15 protein-coding genes and 1 tRNA gene are annotated in these 23,121 nt (G+C 71.6%); 12 read left to right on the top strand and 4 right to left on the bottom strand.

Translation table 11 applies throughout. From position 1 onward, the window contains the following. Positions 1-64: 64 nt before the first annotated feature. Both pyk and LUU90_RS21340 read left to right on the top strand, forming a co-directional pair. On the top strand, positions 65-1,501 hold the full coding sequence (gene pyk, locus LUU90_RS21345; RefSeq protein ID WP_275005960.1) for a pyruvate kinase: 1,437 nt from the start codon (positions 65-67) through the stop codon (positions 1,499-1,501). A gap of 168 nt (positions 1,502-1,669) precedes the next feature. Continuing rightward, the gene (locus LUU90_RS21340) at positions 1,670-3,400 is read left to right on the top strand and encodes a RyR domain-containing protein (RefSeq protein ID WP_275005959.1); all 1,731 of its coding nucleotides are present in this window, start codon (positions 1,670-1,672) and stop codon (positions 3,398-3,400) included. Positions 3,401-3,460: 60 nt separating this feature from the next. Here the strand turns inward: LUU90_RS21340 and LUU90_RS21335 are convergent. Then, positions 3,461-3,544 (bottom strand) — tRNA-Leu (locus LUU90_RS21335). A gap of 92 nt (positions 3,545-3,636) precedes the next feature. On the opposite strand from LUU90_RS21335, the gene LUU90_RS21330 reads away from it, so the two are divergent. Next, positions 3,637-4,290 carry an ANTAR domain-containing response regulator gene (locus LUU90_RS21330; RefSeq protein WP_274995404.1) on the top strand — a complete coding sequence of 218 codons (654 nt, stop codon included), beginning with the start codon at positions 3,637-3,639 and terminating at the stop codon, positions 4,288-4,290. A gap of 124 nt (positions 4,291-4,414) precedes the next feature. Beyond that, complete coding sequence (locus LUU90_RS21325; RefSeq protein ID WP_275005957.1) at positions 4,415-5,062, top strand: GNAT family N-acetyltransferase; 648 nt, start codon at positions 4,415-4,417, stop codon at positions 5,060-5,062. Positions 5,063-5,158: 96 nt separating this feature from the next. Here the strand turns inward: LUU90_RS21325 and LUU90_RS21320 are convergent, their stop codons facing one another. After that, complete coding sequence (locus tag LUU90_RS21320) at positions 5,159-5,599, bottom strand: hotdog fold thioesterase (protein WP_425596281.1); 441 nt, start codon at positions 5,597-5,599, stop codon at positions 5,159-5,161. A 7-nt stretch (positions 5,600-5,606) separates the two neighbouring features. Here LUU90_RS21320 and polA point away from each other — a divergent pair, with 7 nt between their 5' ends. Beyond that, complete coding sequence (polA, locus tag LUU90_RS21315; protein WP_275005956.1) at positions 5,607-8,336, top strand: DNA polymerase I; 2,730 nt, start codon at positions 5,607-5,609, stop codon at positions 8,334-8,336. Between the two features lie 46 nt (positions 8,337-8,382). Here the strand turns inward: polA and LUU90_RS21310 are convergent, their stop codons facing one another. Then, positions 8,383-9,186: a class I SAM-dependent methyltransferase gene (locus LUU90_RS21310; RefSeq protein ID WP_275005954.1), complete on the bottom strand. Its 804-nt coding sequence runs from the start codon at positions 9,184-9,186 to the stop codon at positions 8,383-8,385. A 226-nt stretch (positions 9,187-9,412) separates the two neighbouring features. On the opposite strand from LUU90_RS21310, the gene LUU90_RS21305 reads away from it, so the two are divergent. The 6 genes from LUU90_RS21305 to LUU90_RS21280 all read left to right on the top strand — a co-directional run bounded on the left by LUU90_RS21305 (position 9,413) and on the right by LUU90_RS21280 (position 19,629). Next, the gene (locus LUU90_RS21305) at positions 9,413-11,068 is read left to right on the top strand and encodes an ABC transporter substrate-binding protein (protein WP_275005953.1); all 1,656 of its coding nucleotides are present in this window, start codon (positions 9,413-9,415) and stop codon (positions 11,066-11,068) included. Positions 11,069-11,231: 163 nt separating this feature from the next. After that, positions 11,232-12,239 carry an ABC transporter permease gene (locus LUU90_RS21300; protein WP_275005952.1) on the top strand — a complete coding sequence of 336 codons (1,008 nt, stop codon included), beginning with the start codon at positions 11,232-11,234 and terminating at the stop codon, positions 12,237-12,239. Next, the gene (locus LUU90_RS21295) at positions 12,236-13,198 is read left to right on the top strand and encodes an ABC transporter permease (RefSeq protein ID WP_425596280.1); all 963 of its coding nucleotides are present in this window, start codon (positions 12,236-12,238) and stop codon (positions 13,196-13,198) included. The genes LUU90_RS21300 and LUU90_RS21295 overlap by 4 nt, the downstream gene beginning before the upstream one ends. Further along, positions 13,195-14,988 (top strand): dipeptide ABC transporter ATP-binding protein, encoded by a 1,794-nt coding sequence (locus tag LUU90_RS21290; protein ID WP_275005950.1) that lies wholly within the window; start codon positions 13,195-13,197, stop codon positions 14,986-14,988. Before LUU90_RS21295 ends, LUU90_RS21290 begins: the two co-directional genes overlap by 4 nt. Positions 14,989-15,219: 231 nt before the next feature. Continuing rightward, positions 15,220-16,698 (top strand): 30S ribosomal protein S1, encoded by a 1,479-nt coding sequence (rpsA, locus tag LUU90_RS21285; protein WP_274995412.1) that lies wholly within the window; start codon positions 15,220-15,222, stop codon positions 16,696-16,698. Between the two features lie 189 nt (positions 16,699-16,887). Then, the gene (locus LUU90_RS21280; RefSeq protein ID WP_275005949.1) at positions 16,888-19,629 is read left to right on the top strand and encodes a tetratricopeptide repeat protein; all 2,742 of its coding nucleotides are present in this window, start codon (positions 16,888-16,890) and stop codon (positions 19,627-19,629) included. A gap of 61 nt (positions 19,630-19,690) precedes the next feature. Here the strand turns inward: LUU90_RS21280 and LUU90_RS21275 are convergent, their stop codons facing one another. Next, positions 19,691-21,580 carry an ABC transporter ATP-binding protein gene (locus LUU90_RS21275; RefSeq protein ID WP_275006008.1) on the bottom strand — a complete coding sequence of 630 codons (1,890 nt, stop codon included), beginning with the start codon at positions 21,578-21,580 and terminating at the stop codon, positions 19,691-19,693. 278 nt (positions 21,581-21,858) lie between these two features. On the opposite strand from LUU90_RS21275, the gene LUU90_RS21270 reads away from it, so the two are divergent. Then, positions 21,859-23,055 carry a cytochrome P450 gene (locus LUU90_RS21270; RefSeq protein ID WP_275005948.1) on the top strand — a complete coding sequence of 399 codons (1,197 nt, stop codon included), beginning with the start codon at positions 21,859-21,861 and terminating at the stop codon, positions 23,053-23,055. Positions 23,056-23,121 lie beyond the last annotated feature (66 nt).

Here is a 23,121-nt window from a genome sequence, read left to right as displayed (position 1 = left end):
AACCCGCCCGGGAGTTGTTCACCCCCACAGGGCGCTGCGGCGCCCACCTGCCTAGGCTGGAGACATGCGCAGAGCCAAGATCGTGTGCACCATCGGACCCGCCACGGAGTCCCCGGAGATGCTCCGGGAACTCGTAGACGCCGGCATGAACGTGGCGCGGATCAACCGCAGCCACGGCGAGCAGGAGGCGCACGCGGCGGTCTACCGTCACGTGCGAGAGGCCGCGAAGGCGGCCGGAAAATCGGTCGCCGTACTCGTCGACCTGCAGGGCCCCAAGATCCGGCTCGGCCGGTTCGAGGGAGACGAAAAGCATTTCTTGAACAAGGGCGACACCTTCACCATCACGACCGAGGACATCCTCGGTACGCGGGAGATCGTGTCGACCACCCACAAGGGTCTGCCGAACGACGCCCAGGTGGGCGACCCGCTGCTGATCGACGACGGCAAGGTGCGCGTGCGCGTCACCGCCGTCGAGGGGCCGCGTGTCATCACCGAGGTCGAGGTCCCGGGGCCCGTCTCGAACAACAAGGGCATCAACCTGCCCGGCGTCGCGGTCTCCGTGCCTGCCCTGTCCGACAAGGACGAGTCGGACCTGCGCTGGGCCCTCAAGCTGGGTGCCGACTTCATCGCGCTGTCGTTCGTGCGGTCCGCCAAGGACTACGAGGACGTCCGCCGCGTGATGGAGGAGGAGGGCCGCACGGTCCCCGTCATCGCCAAGATCGAGAAGCCGCAGGCCGTGGAGAACCTCGCCGAGGTCATCGCCGCGTTCGACGGTGTCATGGTGGCGCGTGGTGACCTCGCGGTCGAGATGCCGCTGGAGCAGGTGCCGCTCGTGCAGAAGCGCATCGTCGAGATGGCGCGGCGCAACGCCAAGCCGGTCATCGTCGCCACGCAGGTGCTCGAGTCCATGACGACGTCGCCGACGCCGACCCGCGCCGAGGCGTCGGACTGCGCCAACGCGGTGCTCGACGGCGCCGACGCGGTGATGCTGTCCGGTGAGACGTCGGTGGGCGACTACCCGATCGTCACGGTCGAGACCATGGCCCGGATCATCGAGGCCACCGAGCAGGCAGGCCGGGAGCGCATCGCGCCCCTCGGCTCCACGCCGCACACGCGTGGTGGCGCCATCACGCGTGCCGCCGCCGAGATCGGCGAGACGCTCGGAGTCAAGTACCTCGTGACGTTCACGCAGTCGGGCGACTCCGCGCGCCGGATGTCCCGCCTGCGCTCGTCCATCCCGCTGCTCGCCTTCACCCCGGAGCAGCACGTGGCCAACACGCTCGCCCTGACCTGGGGCACCACCGAGTACCTGGTGCCGAAGGTCGAGAACGTCGACGCGATGGTCGACCAGGTGGACCTGACCCTGCAGGACCAGGGCCTCGCCGAGAAGGGCGACCTGGTCGTCGTGGTCTCGGGTGCGCCGGTCGGCGTGCCGGGAACCACCAACTCGATCCTGGTGCACCGCATCGGTTCGCACGTCGACGGCCGCAGCGTCGTCTGATCCCGGCCTCCGGGCCGTAGCCCGACCGGTGTCGAACAGGCCCGGACCCCCGCCACGGGAGTCCGGGCCTGCTCGTGTCCCGGGACTGGTGTCACGTGGCTCGGTCGCTGACTCGTTTCCCTGGGCGCGCCGGAGGCGCCCGGGAAAGATGTCGCTATTGTTCCGGTCGTGACCCGCTCATTCCCCTGGACCCGCCTCGGCTTCGCCGCCCTCGTCGTGGTCTCCCTCGGACTCGGGTGGTGGGGCCTCGCGCTCGACACCAGCCACCAGCCCGGCCGCACGTGGTACGACGTCGTGTATCACGACCTCCAGCTCTTCGTGATGGGCGCCGACCCGGCCAGCAGCGGCGGACCGCTCTCCTGGCAGCTCCAGGTGGCGCGGTTCCTCGCACCGGCCACCGCGGTCTACGCCCTGTTCGAGGCGGCACGCGCCCTGTTCACCGGGGAGATCCGCCGGTTCAGGGACCGGCGCGCCCGCGGTCACGCGATCGTCGTGGGCGAGACCGACGCCGCCGACACGGTCGCCGCCGCCCTGGAGGCGGCGGACCATCGGGTGCTGCGCACCCCGGACGCCTCCGGCCTGCACGAGGTCGGCCTCACCGGCGCGACGGTCCTGTACGCGTGCGGTGACGACACGCAGGAGGCGACGGCCAACGTGCTGACCGTCGCGGAGGCGGAGAACGCCGTCCGTGCGGCGGGCCGGGGGCCCGAGCGCCTGTACGCCCACGTCAGCGACCCCGACCTCGGTGTGGCCCTCCAGGCGCGGCACCTCAGCTGCGCTGAGCCGGGTGTGGACTTCTTCACGCTCGACGTCATCGCCGCGCAGGCGCTCGCCGTGCGCGAGGTGCGGCGCATGGTGGACGCCCCGGGCGGCCCGCCCCCGCTGACCCGTGTGCTGGTGGTCGGTTCCGGCGAGTTCGCCAAGGCCCTCGTGGTGGGCCTGGCACGCGAGTGGGAGCTCGCCGGGGACGGTGTCCGGCTCGCCGTCGACCTGATGGCGGACGACGCCCGGCAGGTCGTCGAGGCGTTGCGGGCCCGCTGGTCGCCGGTGGCGGAGAAGATCGAGCTGCGGGTGGCGCCCGCGCTCGGCACGGGGAGCCTCGGGGCGCCTGACGTCGCCTACGTGTGCCACGCCTCTGACGGCACGTCCTTGCGGGTGGCCCTCACGGCCACGAAGCTGTGGCACGGCGGCCCGGGTTCGCTCGTGCTCCTGCTGGACGGGCTGGCCGGCCTGACGAGCGCCTTCGGCACGGAGGCGTCGCGCGTGCTCGACAACCTGGACGGCCGCCTGCGCACGGTGACCATGCGGGACCTGCTCGCCGACGTCGAGCGCGAGGAGGCGCGGGCGCACGCCGACATGTACGAGCGGATCGCGCGGTCCGTGCACCACGTCTACCTGCGCAACCAGCGTGAGCGCGGTGTGGGCTGGGGCGAGGTCCCGGCCATGGTGCGCTGGGAGGACCTGCCCGAGGACCTGCGGGCCTCCAACCGGGGCTGGGTCGTCGGGCTGCCCGAGCGGCTGGCCCGGATGGGTGCGACCATCGCGCCGCGCGACGGCGCGCCGGAGGTCGTGTTCGAGGGTGAGGAGCTGGACAAGCTCGCCGAGGCCGAGCACGAGCTGTGGGAATCGGTGCGGGTGGCGCAGGGGTGGCGCAGCGGGCCGGTGCGGGACGACGCCGCCAAGGTGCACCCGATGATCGGCGTGCCGTGGGCGGAGCTGCCCGAGGCGAACCGGGAGAAGGACCGCGACGTCGTGCGGCTCCTGCCGGAGATCCTCGCGGAGTTCGGCCTGGAGGTCGTGCGGTACGGGGAGGGCTACGGCGCCGGTGAGCTCGGGCGCGGTGCGGGGAGCGCGCCGGTCGAGCCGGGCGCCGTCGCCGGGCCCGGCGTCGTCAGGTAGGTCGCCAGATGGGCCGGGAGCGTTCGCCGTCCGCGTACAGCGGTGCGCGACCGTCTCGTGTGCCGGGTGTGGGACTCGAACCCACACGCCCTCGCGGGCAGCGCTTTTTGAGAGCGCCGCGTCTGCCTGTTCCGCCAACCCGGCCTGCCGGGACACGGAAGGTGTCCCGGCGCACATCGAACCACACCCCTGGTCCAGGCCCCAAGCCCGGGTATGCGGGACGTAGGATGTACACCGTGACCGACGAGAACACCGAGAAGCTTTCCCTGGATCTGCCCCCGATGATCGACGCCGAGCCGGAGGCCGCTCCCGCCAACCCCTCACGCCGCGCCGTCGTGGCCGAGGACGAGGCGCTCATCCGCATGGACGTGGTGGAGACCCTGCGCGAGGCCGGGTTCGACGTGGTGGGTGAGGCCGGCGACGGCGAGACCGCAGTGAACCTGGCGATCGAGCTGAAGCCCGACGTCGTGGTGATGGACGTCAAGATGCCCGAGCTGGACGGCATCTCCGCCGCCGAGCGCATCGGCAAGGCCCACGCCGCCCCTGTGGTGTTGCTCACGGCGTTCTCGCAGACCGAGCTCGTCGAGCGCGCCCGTGACGCCGGTGCGATGGCGTACGTGGTGAAGCCGTTCACCCCGGCCGACCTGCTGCCCGCCGTCGAGATCGCGATCTCGCGCTACTCGCAGATCGGTGCGCTCGAGGCCGAGGTCGCTGACCTCACCGAACGCTTCGAGACCCGCAAGCGCGTCGACCGTGCCAAGGGCCTCCTGATGACCAAGATGGGCCTGTCGGAGCCGGAGTCGTTCCGCTGGATCCAGAAGACGTCGATGGACCGTCGCCTCACCATGCGCGAGGTCGCGGACGCCGTCATCGAACAGGTCGGCGCCTGACCCGCGCGAGTGCCTGAGCGGGTGAAATTTGGGTTGACGTATTCTCAACCGGCTGGGTCGGGACTATTGTCTGCGCTCAGCCGGGCCTGAAGCCCGGATCCCAGATTCCCGGAAGGAGACAAGCGTGCTCGAGATTCGTTCCGCCCGTGAAGACGACCTGCCTGCCGTCGCCGCACTGGCCGTCGAGGCACGCGACGACTCGCCTACCGGGGCTCAGCTCGGAGCCCAGGACTCCGGCCGCCTCCTCGAGCACCTCAGCGTGCTGCTCGCGGCCGGTGGGCACGTACTCGTCGCGGAACAGAACGGCCAGATCGTCGGTGTGGTGCTCGGCCGGGTCGTGGCCGCCTACCTCTTCGCGTACCGCGCGAGCCTGTACCTCGACATGCTGTTCGTCGCGCCTCGGGCGCGCCGCCACGGTGTCGGGCACGCACTGCTCCGCGCGGCCACGGACCTCGCGGCCCGGCACGAGTGCCACGACATCTACTCCGCGCCCGTACCCGGCAACCGCGGGGTGCAGCGCTTCCTCGCGCGGCTCGGGTTCGCCCCGGCGGCCGGCCACCGAGTGGCACCGGTCGCCGCGCTCCAGCGCCGCCTCGCCACCGACGCGGCCGCGCGCGACGCCCACGCCGGGCGCCGGGGCGCCCGGATCGGTCTCGAGGACCTCATCGCCCGCCGTCGTCGTGCCCGGTCCGTCCTGGAGTCCGGGCCGATCGACCTGCGCCCGGTGGGCGGCGGTGCGCCGTCCCGCCGCCGCCCCGCGAAGACCGGCTGACCCGCCCCGCCCCGGTCGGGCTGCCGCCCGGCCGGGGGCCGGTGCGGCCGCTCAGCTCTGTCGTCGGTCGGCTGAGCGCGCCGTTCCGCTCCGGGCTCAGCCGAGGATCATGCAGGTCAGACGGGCGGTGCACACCCGCTTGCCCGCCTCGTCGGTGATGGCTATCTCGTACGACGCCGTCGTGCGCCCCAGGTGGACCGCGGTCGCGGTGCCCGTGACGTAGCCCTCGCGTGCCCCGCGGTGGTGCGTGGCGCTGACCTCGATACCCACCGTCTGCTTACCCGGGCCGGCGTGCGCCTGCGCCGCGAGGGAGCCGAGCGTCTCGGCGAGCACCACCGACGCGCCGCCGTGCAGCAGGCCGGCGGGCTGGGTGTTGCCCTTGACCGGGATGCGCCCCACCGCGCGGTCCGGCGCGAGCTCCAGCACCTCCATCTCCATCCGCTCGAAGAGCGTGCCGGTCGTGTCGGCGCCGGCGTACAGGGCTTTCCAGTCGGCTGCGGCCTCGGAGGGCGTCGCGGAAGCGCTCGTGTCAGTCATGCGGGCTATGTTGTCAGGCGTGACCTCCACCGTGCCAAGCCGTACTCCGGGCAAGCCTGCGTCAGGCCGCCCCCGTCTCCTGCTGATCGATGGCCACTCCATGGCCTATCGGGCGTTCTACGCGCTGCCCGACACCCTCGCGACCAGCTCAGGACAGATCACCAACGCCGTCTACGGCTTCACGTCGATGATGACGAACCTGCTGCGGGACGAGCAGCCCACGCACCTCGCCGTGGCGTTCGACGCGGGCCGTGTCACCTTCCGCACCGAGCGGTTCCCCGCGTACAAGGGCACCCGGGACGCCACACCGGACGCGTTCAAGGGGCAGGTCCCGCTCATCAAGGAGGTGCTCGACGCCCTCAACGTCTCCTCGATCGAGCTCGCCGGCATCGAGGCCGACGACATCCTGGCGACCCTGGCCGTGCAGGCCAGGGCCGCGGGCATGGAGGTGCTGGTCTGTTCGGGCGACCGCGACACGCTCCAGCTGGTGAACGGGGACGTCACGGTCCTGTACCCCAAGAAGGGCGTCTCCGAGCTGGCCCGCATGGACCCGGAGGCGGTCGAGGCCAAGTACGGCGTGCCCCCGGAGCGCTACCCGGACCTCGCGGCGCTCGTGGGGGAGACCAGCGACAACCTGCCGGGTGTGCCCGGCGTCGGCCCCAAGACCGCCGCCAAGTGGATCAACGCGCACGGCGGTCTTGCCGCCCTGCTCGACGCGGCCGACGAGATCAAGGGCAAGGCCGGCGAGAACCTGCGCGAGCACCTGGACCAGGTCCGGGTCAACCGGGAGCTGAACGCCCTGCTGACCGACGTCGAGCTGCCGCTCGGCGTGGCCGACCTCGCCCTGGTGGGCTTCGACCGGGAGGCCGTGCACCTCGTCTCGGACACGCTGCAGTTCGGTCAGCTGCGCGACCGCCTCCTCGCCGTCGACCCCTCGGGCGCCGTCGCGGAGGCGGCCCCCCAGACCGCCGGTGTCGAGCTCGACCTGGCCGACGTCGCCCCGGGCGCACTCGGCGCCTGGCTCGCCGCCCGCTCGGAGCACGTGGGCGTCCACGTGGCCGGCAAGACGGTGGCCGGCGGCGGGGACGCCTGGGCGGTGGCCGTGTCGGAGCCCGGTGGCGAGGCGGCCTACCTCGACCTCACCCAGCTCGGTGCCGACGACGAGAAGGCGCTCGCGGCCTGGCTGGCAGACCCGGCGGCGCCCAAGATCCTGCACGGCGCGAAGGCGGCCGCCCACATGCTCGCCGCCCGGAACATGGACCTCGAGGGCGTCACGTTCGACACGGAGCTCGCCGCGTACCTGTGCTACCCCGACCAGCGCGGCTACGACCTGGGTGACCTCGCGGTGCGCCACCTCGGCCGCGAGCTCAAGGTCGCGGAGCCCGACGGCGCACAAGGCGCCCTGGACCTCTCGCTCGAGGGCGAGTCGGAGGGTCAGGCCGAGGCCGTGCGCGCCCACGGCGTGGCCGAGCTGGCGACGGCCCTGGCCGGTGAGCTCGCCGACCGCGGCGCCACGCACCTGCTGGACGACGTCGAGCTGCCGCTGTCCGGCGTGCTGGCGCGGATGGAGCGCATCGGCATCGCCGCCGACACCGAGTACCTGACCGGGCTGGAGCGGCAGTTCGCGCAGGGGGTCGCCGACGCCGCCGCGCAGGCGTACGACGTGATCGGCCGGGAGGTGAACCTCGGCAGCCCCAAGCAGCTGCAGGAGGTGCTGTTCGACCAGCTGGGCATGCCGAAGACCAAGAAGATCAAGACCGGGTACACGACCGACGCGGCGAGCCTGCAGGACCTGTTCGTCAAGACGGAGCACCCGTTCCTCGCCCACCTGCTGACGCACCGCGACGTGGCGCGTCTGCGGGTCACCGTGGAGGGGCTGCTGAAGTCCGTCGCGCCCGACGGCCGCATCCACACGACGTTCCAGCAGACCATCGCCGCGACCGGGCGGCTGAGCTCGACCGACCCGAACCTGCAGAACATCCCGATCCGCACGGAGGCGGGCCGGCAGATTCGGCGCGCGTTCCAGGTCGGTGAGGGCTATGAGTCGCTGCTGACCGCCGACTACAGCCAGATCGAGATGCGGATCATGGCGCACCTCTCGGGCGACGAGGGTCTGATCGCCGCGTTCAACTCGGGGGAGGACCTGCACCGGTACGTGGGCTCGCGCGTGTTCGAGGTGGCGCCCGCCGACGTGACGCCCGAGATGCGGTCCAAGATCAAGGCTATGTCGTACGGGCTGGCCTACGGGCTGAGCGCGTTCGGCCTGTCCCAGCAGCTGAACATCGCCACGGGCGAGGCGCAGACGCTCATGGACGACTACTTCGAACGGTTCGGCGGCGTGCGCGACTACCTCTCCGGGGTGGTCGAGGAAGCGCGCGCGACGGGGTACACCGCGACCATCCTGGGCCGGCGCCGATACCTGCCCGATCTCACGAGCGACAACCGGCAGCGCCGTCAGATGGCCGAGCGCATGGCACTCAACGCACCCATCCAGGGCAGCGCCGCCGACATCATCAAGCTCGCCATGCTCAAGGTGCAGCACGAGCTCGACGTCCGCGGGCTCAGTTCGCGCCTGCTGCTGCAGGTGCACGACGAGCTCGTGCTCGAGGTGGCGCCGGGGGAGCGCGCCGCCGCGGAGGACGTGCTGCGCAGCCAGATGGGCGCGGCGTTCGTGCTCAACGTGCCCCTCGACGTCTCGGTGGGCACGGGCGCCACGTGGCACGAGGCGGGCCACTAACCACCCCTCGCCGAGGTAGACACCTGACGACTATCTCGCCTGATGTCTACCTCGGCAGCTCGGTGACGAAGACCGCCGTGCCCGGGAGGTAGCGGCCGCGCTCCGGGCCCCAGCCGCCCCAGACCTGGTCGTTCCACTCCGGCCACTCCGGCTCGACCAGGTCAACCAGGCGCAGCCCGGCGGCGGCGACGTCGCGCACGTGGTCGCCGACGGTGCGGTGATACTCCGCATAGAGGACGCGCCCGTCGTCGGCGGTCTCCACGTAGGGGCGGCGGTCGAAGTACGAGCGGGTCGCCGTCAGGCCGCGCCGGGTCGGGTCGTCGGGGAACGCCCACCGCAGCGGGTGGGTCACGGAGAACACCCAGCGCCCGCCCGGGCGCAGCACCCGGGCGGCCTCACGGTGCACGGTGACGGCGTCGGGCACGAAGGGCAGTGCGCCGAAGGACGTGAAGACGACGTCGAACGAGCCGTCCGCGAACGGCAGGGCCCGGGCGTCCGCCTGGACCCGGGGCACGGCGACGCCCGTGGCGGCGTCGAGGCGTCGGGCACCCTCCAGCATGCCCGCCGAGTAGTCGGTGGCGACGGCGCGCGCTCCCTGCGAGGCGAGCCAGCGCGAGCAGTGCGCGGCACCGGCCCCGACCTCCAGGACGTCGCGCCCGCCGACGTCGCCCAGCAGACCGGCCTCCGCCTCGGTCAGGCCCTCCGGACCCCACCGGAAACCAGCGTCGCCGAGGAAGTCGCGGTGCTCGTCGAGGTACTCGTCGGCGTTGGCATCCCACCAGCTCCGGGCGGCGTGGCCGTCGTCGGGCACGTCGCGGTAGCCGAAGGACACCGGCTCGTCATGGCTCACGAGGCAATCATCGCGCCTGTCTGCTCCCTATGGTTCCGTGCGACGGTGTCTATGAATCGGCCGCAGATACCACAGCAGCACCCGTAACAAAAGGGTCACGATTGGATTCCGGTCAGGGAAGCGAAATACGCAGGCAACGAGAAGGCTCCTAAGGTCAGGCGCAAACGTCTGCGTGTCGTCGTGCCCGAACCCGGGTCCGCCGATGCGCTCGAGGAAGGAGAGTGCCATGCGTCGACGCGCTACGCGCCTTGCGGGCGGCGTCACCCTGGTGACGGCGCTCGCAGTGGCTCTGAGTGGTTGTGTGGCCAGCGAGCGGGACCCCGAGAGCGGCGAGGGCGGGGGCGGCAGCGACGGCACGTTCGTGTTCGCCGGCTCGGCCGAGCCGAGCTCGCTCGACCCCGCGTTCGCCAGTGACGGCGAGACGTTCCGGGTCGCCCGCCAGATCTTCGAGGGTCTGGTCGGAGTCGAGCCGGGCACAGCGGACCCCGCTCCGCTGCTCGCCGAGAGCTGGGACATCAGCGAGAACGGCCTGGAGTACACGTTCCACCTCAAGGAGGGCGTGACGTTCCACGACGACACGGACTTCAACGCCGAGGCCGTGTGCTTCAACTTCGACCGCTGGCACAGCTGGACCGGTCTGGCCGCGCACGAGAACCTCTCGTACTACTACAAGGCCGTCTTCGGCGGTACGGGCGAGGACAGCCTGTACGAGTCCTGCGCGGCCTCCGACGAGGCGACCGCCGTGATCACGCTCAAGGAGCCGATCCCGGAGCTCGTCCCGGCGCTGTCCCTGCCGTCGTTCTCCATGCAGTCGCCCACGGCGCTCGAGGAGTTCGGGGCCGACGAGGTGCAGGGCACCGCTGACGCTCCCCAGCTCACCGAGTACGGCAAGGAGCACCCGGTCGGCACCGGCCCGTACACGTTCCAGGAGTGGAAGAGCGGCGAGAGCGTGACCCTCGCCGCGAACGACAGCTACTGGGGCGAGATCGCCGACGTCAAGACCATCGTGTTCACCGTGATCGCCGACGGCACCGCGCGCCGCCAGGCGCTCGAGGCCGGTGACATCGACGGCTACGACCTGGTCGCGCCCGCCGACGTCGACGCGCTCAAGGAGGCCGGCTACACGATCCTCGACCGCGACGCGTTCAACATCCTGTACCTGGGCATGAACCAGGCGCAGAAGCCGCTGGACGACATCCGGGTCCGCCAGGCGATCGCGCACGCGATCGACAAGGAGGGCCTGGTCCAGGCAGCGCTGCCCGAGGGCACGACGCCGGCCACGCAGTTCGTGCCGGAGATCGTCACGGGTTACAGCGACGACGTGACGACCTACGACCACGACCCCGAGAAGGCCAAGGCGCTCCTCGAGGAGGCCGGGCAGGAGAACCTCGAGATCGAGTTCAACTACCCGACCGACGTCTCGCGTCCGTACATGCCGGACGCCGCCGCGATCTTCGAGGCGATCTCCGCCGACCTCGAGGAGGTCGGCATCACGACCAAGGCGACGCCGGAGCCGTGGAGCCCGACCTACATCGACACCATCCAGGGCGGCGAGAACCACGGCCTGCACCTGCTGGGCTGGACGGGTGACTACAACGACACCTACAACTTCATCGGCACCTTCTTCGGCGCGAAGTCCCTGGAGTGGGGCTTCGACGACCCGGAGGTGTTCGACGCGATCAAGGAGGCCCGCAACGCTCCCCTCGATGAGCAGGAGGCGGCCTACATGAACGCGAACGAGGTGATCATGGAAGCCCTGCCCGGCGTCCCGCTGGCCAGCCCGGTACCGTCGCTCGTCGTCGCGCCCGGGGTCGAGGGTTACCCGATCTCCCCGGTGCAGGACGAGGTGTACAACGGCATCACCCTCGGTGGGGGCGAGTAAGGTTCCCTTCCGAACCGCCTAGGGTGTCCTACGCCCTCGGGTGAAATACCTCAGGTCGGGGCGCGGCAGCCGCCGCGCCCCGACCGCTGTCCGGAGTCCCCCGGCGGGCGGGCCATGAGCCCTGCCGCCGAGCGACGATGAATCGCATGTCTGTCGAGGAACGATGCTCAGACTGATAGTGCAGCGCCTGCTGCTGCTGATACCCCTCTTGCTGGGGCTCTCGATATTGCTGTTCGGCTGGGTGCGCGCCCTGCCCGGTGGGCCGGTGCAGGCCATGCTGGGTGAGCGGTACACCCCCGAGGCCGCGGCGGAGATCGAGGCCGAGATGGGCCTGGACCAGCCGTTGCCGGTCCAGTACGGCAAGTACCTGCTCCGGCTCCTCCAGGGCGACTTCGGCACCTCGCTGCAGAGCGGTCGCCCGGTCCTGGAGGAGTTCATCACCCGGTTCCCCGCCACCATCGAGCTCACCGTCGTGGCCCTGGTGTTCGCCATCGGCATCGGCATCCCGCTCGGCTACGTCGCCGCGCGGCGGTCCGGGTCGATCATCGACCACTCCGCGGTCGTGGTCTCGCTGATCGGCGTCACCGTGCCGGTGTTCTTCCTGGCGTTCATCCTGAAGTACATCTTCGCCGTGGAGCTGGGCTGGTTCCCGACGACGGGCCGGCAGAGCGCGACGATGATCGCCACGCATCCCACGAACTTCTACGTCCTGGACGGCCTGCTCACCGCAGAGTGGGACGCGGCCTGGGACGCGCTCATGCACCTGATCCTGCCCGGCATCGCGCTGGGCACCATCCCGCTGGCGATCGTCGCCCGCATGACCCGTGCCGCCGTGTCCGAGGTGCAGAACGCGGACTACGTGCGCACGGCGCGGGCCAAGGGCATCAAGCCGGCCCGGCTGCGCAGCGAGCACATCCTGAAGAACGCCATGCTGCCGGTGGTCACCACCATCGGCCTGCAGGTGGGCCTGCTGCTCAGCGGCGCGGTGCTCACCGAGACCGTGTTCGCGTTCAGCGGCATCGGCAGCTTCCTGGCCAATTCGGTGTTCCGCGCCGACTACCCCGTGATGCAGGGCTTCATCCTGCTGATCGCCGTGGTGTATGCCCTCGTGAACCTGATCGTCGATGTGTCGTACGGGCTGATCGACCCGCGGCTGAGGAGGCAGCAGTGAGCGCCAACGAGCTTCCGGTGACCGGCGGCCCCGCCGCCGAGCCGCTCCACACGAGCATCCACGGGGACGGGCCGGGCGGCCAGGACCACGGCGGGGAGGGCGTCTGGGCGCGTGCCTGGCGCACCCTGCGCAAGAACCCCGTCGCCATCATCGGGGCGGTGATCGTCGCGGTGTTCGTGCTCGTGGCGGTGCTGGCGCCGGTGCTGGCCCCTTACGGCGGCAGCGAGCTGCCGGGCCGGACCGAGGTCCGGCCCACGATGATCCCCGGCCCGTCGGCCGAGTACCCGCTCGGCCTGGACCGCTACGGCGGTGACGTGCTGAGCAAGCTGATCTGGGGTGCCCAGGCCTCGCTGCTGATCGGCGTCCTGTCCACACTGTTCGGGCTCACGGGCGGTCTGCTGCTCGGTCTGCTCGCCGGCTGGTTCGGCAAGAGCGTCGACTTCGCGATCATGCGCCTGGTGGACCTCATGCTGTCGGTCCCGTCGCTGCTGCTCGCCGTGTCGATCGCCGCGATCGCCGGCCAGTCGTCCATGGCCGTGATCGTCGCCATCGGAGTGGTGCAGATCCCGATCTTCGCCCGGCTGCTGCGCGGTTCGATGCTGGCGCAGAAGGGCCAGGACTACGTCCTCGCCGCGTCGGCGCTCGGCCTGACGCGCCGGTCGGTGACCATGAGCCACGTGCTCCCCAACAGCGTGGGCCCGGTCATCGTGCAGGCGACGCTGAGCCTTGCCACCGCGGTGATCGAGGCCGCGGCGCTGTCCTTCCTCGGCCTGGGTGGCGGCGAGCCCTCCACGGCCGAGTGGGGCCGCATGCTGACGGCGGCGCAGCAGGAACTGGCGGTCGCACCGCGGCTGGCGATCCTGCCCGGCATCTGTATCGCCGTGACGGCCCTCGGCTTCACCCTCGTGGGCGAGAGCCTGCGCGAGGCCCTCGACCCCCGGAACAGGACCCGACGATGAGCGACAACCCAGAGAAGAAGACGGTGAAGGAGACGGCGGAGCCCACCACCGCGTCGTCCACCGGGACGTCGGCCGCGAGCTCGGCCGAGAACTCGGCCGAGAGCTCCGCCGAGAACGTGGTGCTCCGCGTCGAGAACCTCTGCGTCGACTTCCGCACGGAGAACGGTGCCGCTCGCGCCGTGTCGAACGCGAACCTCACCGTCGAGCGGGGCCAGACCGTGGCGATCGTCGGCGAGTCCGGTTCCGGCAAGACGACCCTGGCGATGGCGGTGCTGGGCCTGCTGGCGAGCAACGGCTCGGTGGCGGAGGGGCACATCTGGTTCAAGGACGAGGACCTCGGCAAGGTGTCGCCGCAGCGGATGGCGCAGCTGCGCGGCACCGAGCTGGGCCTCGTGCCGCAGGACCCGATGACCAATCTCGACCCGATCATGCAGATCGGCCGGCAGATCGACGCGGGCCTGATCGACAACGGGCTGCGCACCCGCAGGGACGCCCGCACCCGCACGGTCGAGCTGCTCGACGAGGTAGGCCTGCCCGACGCCCGGGCGCGCGCCGCCCAGTACCCGCACGAGTTCTCCGGCGGTATGCGCCAGCGGGCGCTCATCGCGATGGGCCTGTCGGGTCGCCCCGCCCTGCTGGTCGCGGACGAGCCGACGTCGGCCCTTGACGTGACGGTGCAGCGCGGGATCCTGGACCAGCTCTCCGGCCTGACCCAGGAGCTCGGCACCGCGGTGCTTCTCATCACGCACGACCTCGGCCTCGCCGCCGAGCGTGCGGACACCGTGGTGGTCATGTACCGCGGCGACATCGTCGAGCAGGGTCCTGCCCGCCAGGTGCTCACGGCGCCGCAGCACGAGTACACCAAGCGGCTCATGGCGGCGGCACCGTCGCTCGCGTCGCGCCGCATCGAGATCGCGCGCGAGCGCGGCCTCGACGAGGTGCTGGACGACGCGCTGCTGGCCCACGGCGAGGAGACGACCGCCGAGGCGGACGTCCTCGTGTCCGTCAAGGACGTCAGCAAGGTCTTCTCCATCCGGGGCAAGGGGCTGTTCTCCCGCAGCACCGGATTCACCGCCGTCGACGGGGTGAGCCTCGACATCCCGCGCGGCTCCACGGTCGCGGTGGTGGGGGAGTCGGGGTCGGGCAAGTCGACGCTGGCCCGGATGATCCTCGACATCGAGAAGCCCACCACCGGCTCGATCACGTTCGACGGCGGTGTGGTGGGGGCCGGCAACCACCGGGACCAGATCGCCTACCGGCGACGGGTGCAGCCCGTGTTCCAGGACCCCTACTCGTCGCTCGACCCGCTCTACTCGGTGTTCCGGGCGATCGAGGAGCCGCTGCGCGCGCACGACTACGGCGACGCCGCGGCCCGCCGGGCCCGGGTGGAGGAGCTCGCCGACCAGGTGGCGCTCAGCAAGGGTCAGCTCCAGCGGTTCCCCGCCGAGCTGTCCGGTGGCCAGCGGCAGCGCGTGGCCATCGCCCGTGCGCTGGCGCTCTCGCCGGAGCTCGTGGTCTGCGACGAGGCGGTCTCGGCGCTCGACGTCGTCGTGCAGGCGCAGATCCTCCAGCTGCTCGCAGGTCTCCAGGAGAATCTGGGGCTCACGTACCTCTTCATCACGCACGACCTCGCCGTGGTGCGGCAGATCGCCGACCGCGTGCTGGTGATGCAGGAGGGGCGCGTGGTCGAGGAGGGCACGGTCGACTCGGTCTTCGACTCGCCGGCCACCGCGTACACGCGGGCGCTGCTCGACGCGATCCCCGGCAAGGACCTGGAGCTGGCGCTCTGAACCACCAGGCCTTGCCGGGCGTCGCCCCGGCGGAACGTCAGCAGCCCCCGGTATCCTGGGGCCCGCACGCACCATCCTGGCTCGCGCCGACTCGCGTTGACCAGGGCGCTGCGGCGCCACTAGGATGACTGGCGGTGCCGTGCGCCTTCTGGCGACCCTCGGTACCGCACAAGCAGAGCCAAACAGACCCTGTCCGTACTACGCCATGTCCGCATCGGAGCATCGAACTCAATGACCATCTCCACCCCTGCGAAGTCCGCACCCCAGGTTGCCGTCAACGACATCGGCACCGAGGAGGACTTCCTTGCTGCCATCGACGCCACCATCAAGTACTTCAACGATGGTGACATCGTCGAAGGCACGATCGTCAAGGTGGACCGCGACGAGGTCCTTCTCGACATCGGCTACAAGACCGAGGGTGTGATCCCGTCCCGGGAGCTCTCGATCAAGCACGACGTCGACCCTGGCGAGGTTGTCGCCGTCGGTGACGCCGTCGAGGCCCTGGTCCTCCAGAAGGAGGACAAGGAAGGTCGGCTGATCCTGTCCAAGAAGCGCGCACAGTACGAGCGCGCCTGGGGCACGATCGAGAAGATCAAGGAAGAGGACGGCGTCGTCACCGGCACCGTCATCGAGGTCGTCAAGGGCGGCCTCATCCTCGACATCGGCCTGCGCGGCTTCCTCCCCGCCTCCCTCGTGGAGATGCGTCGCGTCCGCGACCTCCAGCCGTACGTCGGCAAGGAGATCGAGGCCAAGATCATCGAGCTCGACAAGAACCGGAACAACGTCGTGCTCTCGCGCCGTGCCTGGCTCGAGCAGACGCAGTCCGAGGTGCGCTCCACCTTCCTGCAGACCCTGCAGAAGGGCCAGGTGCGCCCGGGTGTCGTCTCCTCGATCGTCAACTTCGGTGCGTTCGTGGACCTCGGCGGCGTCGACGGTCTGGTGCACGTCTCGGAGCTGTCCTGGAAGCACATCGACCACCCGTCCGAGGTCGTCGAGGTCGGCCAGGAGGTCACCGTCGAGGTGCTCGACGTCGACTTCGACCGCGAGCGTGTCTCCCTGTCGCTGAAGGCGACGCAGGAGGACCCGTGGCAGACCTTCGCCCGTACGCACGCCATCGGTCAGGTCGTGCCGGGTAAGGTCACCAAGCTCGTCCCGTTCGGTGCGTTCGTTCGCGTCGAGGACGGCATCGAGGGCCTGGTCCACATCTCGGAGCTGGCCGTGCGCCACGTCGAGCTGCCGGAGCAGGTCGTCACCGTCGGTGCCGAGGTCTTCGTCAAGGTCATCGACATCGACCTGGAGCGTCGCCGCATCTCGCTGTCGCTCAAGCAGGCCAACGAGGGCGTGGACCCGGAGTCCGAGGACTTCGACCCCGCGCTGTACGGCATGGCCGCCGAGTACGACGACGCCGGGAACTACAAGTACCCGGACGGCTTCGACCCGGAGACCAACGAGTGGCTCGAGGGCTTCGAGGCACAGCGCGAGGCGTGGGAGGCGGAGTACGCCAAGGCGCACGAGCGCTGGACCGCGCACCGCAAGCAGGTCGCCGAGGCGATCGCCGCGGACACCGAGGCTCCGGCCGACGCCCCGGCCGCCGCGCCGGCCGGTGGCGGCAGCACCACCTACTCCTCGGCTCCGGTTGAGGAGGTCGGCGGCACGCTGGCTTCGGACGAGGCGCTCGCCGCGCTCCGTGAGAAGCTCACGGGTAACTGACCCGAGCTGATCGACGGCCCGTCGCCCCTTCGGGGGCGGCGGGCCGTCGTCGTTTTCAGGATGCGGTGCGGTGGGTGTGCCTGTGACCAGCGCCAGGCCGCTGACCTGCGAGAACACCCTTCTCGGGTCGCTCGGACGTATCACACGCTCACTGGCCAGGACGGTCGCCGTGCTGTTGGATGACTCCCCATGAGCCGACCCGGACCCGACGAGATGCGGGGCACGAGCCCAGCCGCTCTCCTCGCGCCCGAGCGCGGCATCGTGCCGTTCATGGGCCGTGGGCGCGAGCTGGCGGAGCTGCGGTCCTGGGTCCGGTCGCGGGAGCCGTTGGCGCTGCGTCTGCTGTGCGGGCTCGGTGGTGTGGGCAAGACGCGCCTGGTGCTCGAGCTCGGCAGGCGGTTGCGTCGGACCGGATGGACCGTGGTGCACGTGCCACCCGGCGGTGAGGTGGCCGCGGTGTCCGCTGTCGCCGATGCGCGCCGGGTCCTGCTCGTGGTCGACGACGCCGCGTCCAGACCCGGCCTCCCGGCGATGTTCGATGCCCTCGGGACCAGCCGGTCGCGGGGGCGACTGCGCGTCCTGTGCACGGCACGCACCGGCGGGGAGTGGTGGCGCCGGGAGCGGTGGACCAGCCGGCTCTGGGCCGGCCGGACGCCGTCGGTCAGCGAGATGGCGCTGGACCCGGCGCTCGACCGGACGCTCGACATCGCCTTCGACCCGGCGCTCGGTCTGGAGGTCGAGCGCCCGGACGACCACCGTGCCCTCCTGGAGGCGGCGACGACACGCTTCGCCAGGGCACTGAACCGGCCGCTCCCGCGCGTGCGCTTCCAGCCGGAGCCGGAACAGCAGCTGCGTGCGCTGGACCTGCACGCCACCGCGCTCGCCATGGTGCTCGACGGGAGCAAGGACGTCGGTGACCCGGCCGCCGCGCTCGACCTCGTGCTCGACCACGAGCGTTCCCGGTGGGCGATCTCCGCGGCCGGCGCAGGGCTCGCGCCGAGAGCCGCCGAGGCCGCGCTCGCGACGGCGACTCTGCTGGGGGACGCGACCGACGACGGCATACGTGCCGCCCTGCGCCGTGCCGGTGCGGAACCCGCGGCGGGCCGGACGGCGGACGCCGTGACCTGGGTGCGCGGGCACCTGCCGGCTGTCCCGCCACTGGCGGAGCTGCTCGTCGCGCGCGCCCTGGCGGCGTCGGAGGAGCTCACCGCCGCCTGCACGCGCGATCTGGCGCCGGAGCAGGCGTTGGCGGTGCTGTCGTTCGCGACCGAGATGACCCTGGACCGGCCCACCGCTGGGCGTGACATCACAGGCCGGCTCATCGAGGCGGCGGTCTCGGCCCTGCCGGCCGAACGGGCCGAGGACCTGCCCGCGCTGACGCGGGTGACGCGTCGGCTGCCAAGGTCGTCGGGCCCTCTGGCTGTGCCGGTGCTCGACCGCCTCACCCACCGGGTGGCGGACCTCGCCCGGGCAGCAGGCGACGACGCGGCCCGCGGTGAGGCGCTGACCGACCTCGGCGTCGTGCTGATCGCCGAGGGCGAGCCGGACGCGGCGGTCGGTGTGCTGCAGGAGGCGGTGGGTCTGTGGCGTGGTCACGCCTGGGGTGACGAGAACCGGCACCGCCCCGCGCTGTGCAACGCCCTGAACAACCTCGGGACGGGGTACCTGGCGGTGGGCCGGCACAGCGACGCCCTCGCGGTGCAGGAGGAGGTGGTCGCCCTCTGCCGCCGGTTCCCGCCGGGCGACCGGCCGTGGGCCGACGCCGAGCACGCGTGCGCCCTGCTGAACGCCGGGATCTCCTACACGGAGCTCGGCCGGGTCGGCGAGATCGAGGTGGCGCAGCGCACGTCGCTCGACATCTACCGCCGCCTGGCGGAGGGTGACCCCGTCCGGTACGAGCCGCGGGTCGCGGCTGTCCTGGGCAACTTCGAGGCCCTCACGGAGAGCGGGCGGCCGGAGGACGCACTGCCCGCCAACGCCGAGGCTGTGGCGATCCGCCGCCGGCTCGCCGCCGCGCGCCCCGAGCACCTCGGTGAGCTGGCCTGGTCGCTCGGCCAGCTCGGCACCACGCTGGAAGCGCTCGGACGGTACGAGGAGGCCGGCGTGGTGCTGGTCGAGGCGCTGGAGCTCCAGCGCCGGCTCGCCAAGGAGAACGAGCGCGGCACCCGTGCCGACCTCGCCGGCGCCCTGTCCGCGCTCGGTGCGCTGTACTCGACCACCGGCCGCGCCGACGAGTCGCTCCGGCTCGAGCGGGAGGCGCTGGAGATCCGGCGCGAGCTCGCCGACGAACACCCCGACCGGTACCTGCACTACCTTGCCCATTCGCTGTCCAACCTCGGTGTCACCCTGGCCCGGCGCGGCAGGTACGACGAGGCGGTCCTGCTCGAGGAGGAGGCCGTGGCCATCCGCCGGGGCCTCGCGAGCGGCAACGCCCGGTCCCTGAAGTACCTCGCGCAGTCCCTGTCCAACCTCGGCGTGCGGTACGCGGACCTGGGCCGGTTCGACGAGGCGCTGCGGCCCACGCAGGAGGCGGTCGACATGCTGCGCCGGCTCGTGCGCGAGCAGCCGGAGAAGTACCGCACGGGACTCGCGGAGGCGCTGGCGAACCTGGGCGCCACCCTGCTGGACCTGGGCCGGGCGGAGGAGGCCCTGCGGCCCATGCGCGAGGCGGTGGTGATGCGGCGCCAGCTCGTCATCGAGAACCCCGACAAGCACCGGCCCGACCTGGCGCTCGCGCTCTCCAACCTGGCCAGCGCGCTGAGCGCGGTCGGCGACAACGTCACGGCGCTGGGGCACGCGCAGGAGGCGGTGGACATGCGTCGCCGGCTCGCGGCCGACCTGCCCGAGCGGTACCGGTCCGAGCTCGAGCGGTCCCGGGCGGTGCTCGCGCGGATCGACGCGGCGATCCGGAACCCGACGTCGGCGCGGTAGCCCATCGGGCATGGCAACCGGAGCAAGGCGTGCTGAGCGCGTCACTGCGCCGGGTGCGTGCTCAGGCGGTTGCCGCGAACTGGGTCCGGTACAGGTCGGCGTACAGGCCCCCGGCGGCGATCAGCTCGGCGTGCGTGCCGGACTGGGCGATCCGACCGTCGGCGAGCACCACTATGCGGTCCGCCGCCCGGACCGTGGACAGCCGGTGCGCGATGACCAGCGACGTCCGTCCGGCGAGCGCCTGGTCGAGGGCGACCTGCACGGCCGCCTCGGACTCCGAGTCGAGGTGCGCGGTCGCCTCGTCGAGCACCACGACGTCGGGCGCCTTGAGCAGCAGCCGGGCGATCGCGAGGCGCTGCCGCTCACCGCCGGACAGCCGGTAGCCGCGGTCACCCACCACCGTCTCCAGGCCCTCGGGCAGCCGGTCGACCAGGTCCCAGATGCGCGCCTGGCGCAGCACCCGCTCCAGGTCGGCGTCCGTCGCCTCCGGGCGGACGAACCGGAGGTTCGCCGCCATCGTGTCGTGGAACAGGTGCGCGTCCTGGGAGACGACGCCGACGGTGGCCCGCAGCGACGCGAACGTCACGTCGCGCAGGTCGGTCCCGGCGATGCGCACCGCGCCCGACGTCGGGTCGTACATGCGGCTGACCAGCTGGGACACGGTGGTCTTGCCCGCCCCGGACGGCCCGACGAGCGCCACCATCGACCCCGCCGGAACCTCGAACGAGACATCGACCAGGGTGTCCGCCGTCGGGTCCTTCCGCTGGCCCGCGACCGACTCCAGGGACGCGAGCGACACCTCCTCGGCCCGCGGGTACCGGAACGTCACGTCCGTCAGCGAGACCGACGCACCCCGGTCGGCGACGGCGGCCCGCAGGTCGACGGCGTCCGGCTTCTCGGCCACCGACGGCTCCAGGTCGAGGACCTCCAGCACACGCTCGAACGACACGAGCGCCGTCATGACGTCGACCTGGACGTTCGCCATCGCCGTCAAGGGCCCGTACAGACGCGTGAGATAGGTGGCCAGCGCGACGACGGTGCCGACCGTGAGCTCACCCGCGATGGCCTGCAGACCGCCCAGCCCGTACACGCCCGCCACGGCGAGCGACGCGATGGTCGCCAGTCCCACCCGGAACCACGTACCGAGCAGGGCGGTGCGGACGCCGATGTCGCGGCGCTCGCGGGCGGGTTCGGCGAACCGCTCGGACTCGGTCGCAGGATCACCGAAGATCTTCACGAGGTGCGCGCCGGAGACGTTGAACCGCTCGTTCATGACCTGGCCCAGGTCGGCGTCCACCTCCATGCCGCGCCGGGTCAGGGTTGCGAGCCGCCGGCCGAACCAGCGCGCGGGAAGCACGAACAGCGGCACCAGCGTGAGCGCCCCGAGCGTGAGCTCCCACGACATGGTGAGCATCGCCGCGAGCGTGAACGCGATGGTCAGGGTGTTGGAGACGACGGTCTGCAGGGTGGACGTGAAGGCACGCTGCGCGCCGAGCACGTCGCCGTTGAGCCGTTGCACCAGCGCGCCCGTCCGGGCGCGGGAGAAGAAGGCGAGCGGCATGCGCTGCACGTGGTCGAACACTGCGACGCGCAGGTCGAGGATGAGTCCCTCGCCCACCTGGGACGAGACGAGCCGGTCCGCCACGGACAGGCCGGCGGCGACGATCGCGAGCACCGCCGCCGCACCGGCCAGGAGGACCACCAGGCGCGTGTCGCCGTCGACGATGCCGTGGTCGATGATCCGTTGGAACAGCAACGGGGTGGCGGCACCCGCGGCCGCCTCCAGGGCCAGGATCAGCACGAACAGGATGAGCCGACCCCGGTAGGGGCGGGCGAAACCCGCTATGCGCCGCAGCGTGTCCCAGCCGAGGCGCTGGTGTGCGACCGAACCGTCCTGCGTGAACGACCGCATCGCGCGGCCTCCGCCCATACTCCCGCCGCCACCGTGCATGCTCACGGTTGCATGGTCCCACGCGGGCCGGATCCAGCGGGTATCGGCGCTGCCGCGTGCGGCCGCTGCCGTACCCGTGAGCACAGGTGGCCCGAACGTAGCGGGTTTGGTCGGGGGTGAACTGGACCACACGGGTGTTACGTGTTCTCCGCAGCCCGTGATAGAAACCCACGATCGGGCGTCTACGCAGGTCGCCCCATACTTCGATGGATGATTCGATGAATATCGACGGGTGGAGGGCCATGTCTGACCGGGAACCGCAGCGAAGCGGAGGTCGCGTGGCGCTGGTAGATCTGACCGGCGCGGAGGACATGACTGCGGCACTGCGGACGCTGCAGGACCAATGGGGTCCCGTGGCCCCCGTGGACCTGGAGCCGGGAGTGCCCGGCTGGCTCGTGCTGGGGCACGCCGAGGTCATGGAGGTGATGCGCACGGAGAGCGTCTTCGCGCGCGACCCGCGGCACTGGAAGGAGCGGCTGCCGCTGGACTCGACCCTGCACGCGATCCTGTCCCCGGCGGGCCGGCGCGCGCTGTACTACGCGGACGGCGCGGACCACCGGCGGCTGCGGCTGCCCGTGGACGAGGCGTTCGCGAGCATGGACGAGGCGCAGACCGCCGCGATGGTGCGCGGCGTGTGCAGCCGGCTCATCGACTCCTTCGCCGCCCAGGGTCACGCCGACCTGATCGGCGGGTACGCGGCGGCGGTGTCCTTCCTGTCGGTGTCGGGGATGTTCGGGTTCGACGAGCGGCAGGGCATCGCCCTCCTGCGGTGCGCGCACGGCATCTTCGGGCATGGGGGCGACTCCGTGACGGCGCTGGCCACCATGGACCAGATCGTGCTCGACCACGTCCTCGCGACGCGGGAGGACCCCGGGAACAACCTCACCGCCCGCTTCGTGGAGCACCCGAGCTTCGAGAACGACACGGAGATCGTGCACTCGATGGTCGTGGCGATCTGCGCCGCCAACGAGATGCTCGTGACCTGGATCGCGGCCACGCTGCGCCGCATGCTCACCGACCCGCGCTACACCGGTCGGGTCACCGGGGTGCGCAGGGGCCTGGACGACGCGCTGGACGAGACGCTGTGGAGCGAGCCGCCGGTGGCGAACCTGCCCGCGCGGTACGCGGTCACGGACTGCACGCTCGGCGAGGTACGGATCCGGGCCGGGGACGCGATCGTCATGGGCCTGGCCGCCGCGAACAACGATCCGCGGGTGCGCACCACGGACGACCTGTTCGAGGCGAACAACCGGTCCCACCTGTCGTTCGGCGTCGGGCCCCACGCGTGCCCCGCCCGTCGGCCGGGACGGCTGGTGGTGAAGATCGCGGTGGAGAGCCTCATGGAGCGCCTCGACCTGCGCCTCACCGACCCCGAGGTGACCTGGGCGCCGTCGCCCTGGTCGCGGTACCCGGCGGTGCTGCCGGTGGCGTTCACGCCGGAGCGGCAGGCGGCTCGCACGCCCGCCCGGGTGTGACGCTGCCCGGCGCCCGGGGCTCACGGCCGGCTACGGACGAGGCCGCTGACCCCCAGGGGGCCGGGC

The sequence above is a fragment of the Promicromonospora iranensis genome, assembly GCF_028994775.1.
GTDB lineage: Bacteria > Actinomycetota > Actinomycetes > Actinomycetales > Cellulomonadaceae > Promicromonospora > Promicromonospora iranensis_A.
The sequence above is the reverse complement of the archived record's forward strand: the minus strand, read 5'-3'. Positions and strand labels throughout refer to the sequence as shown.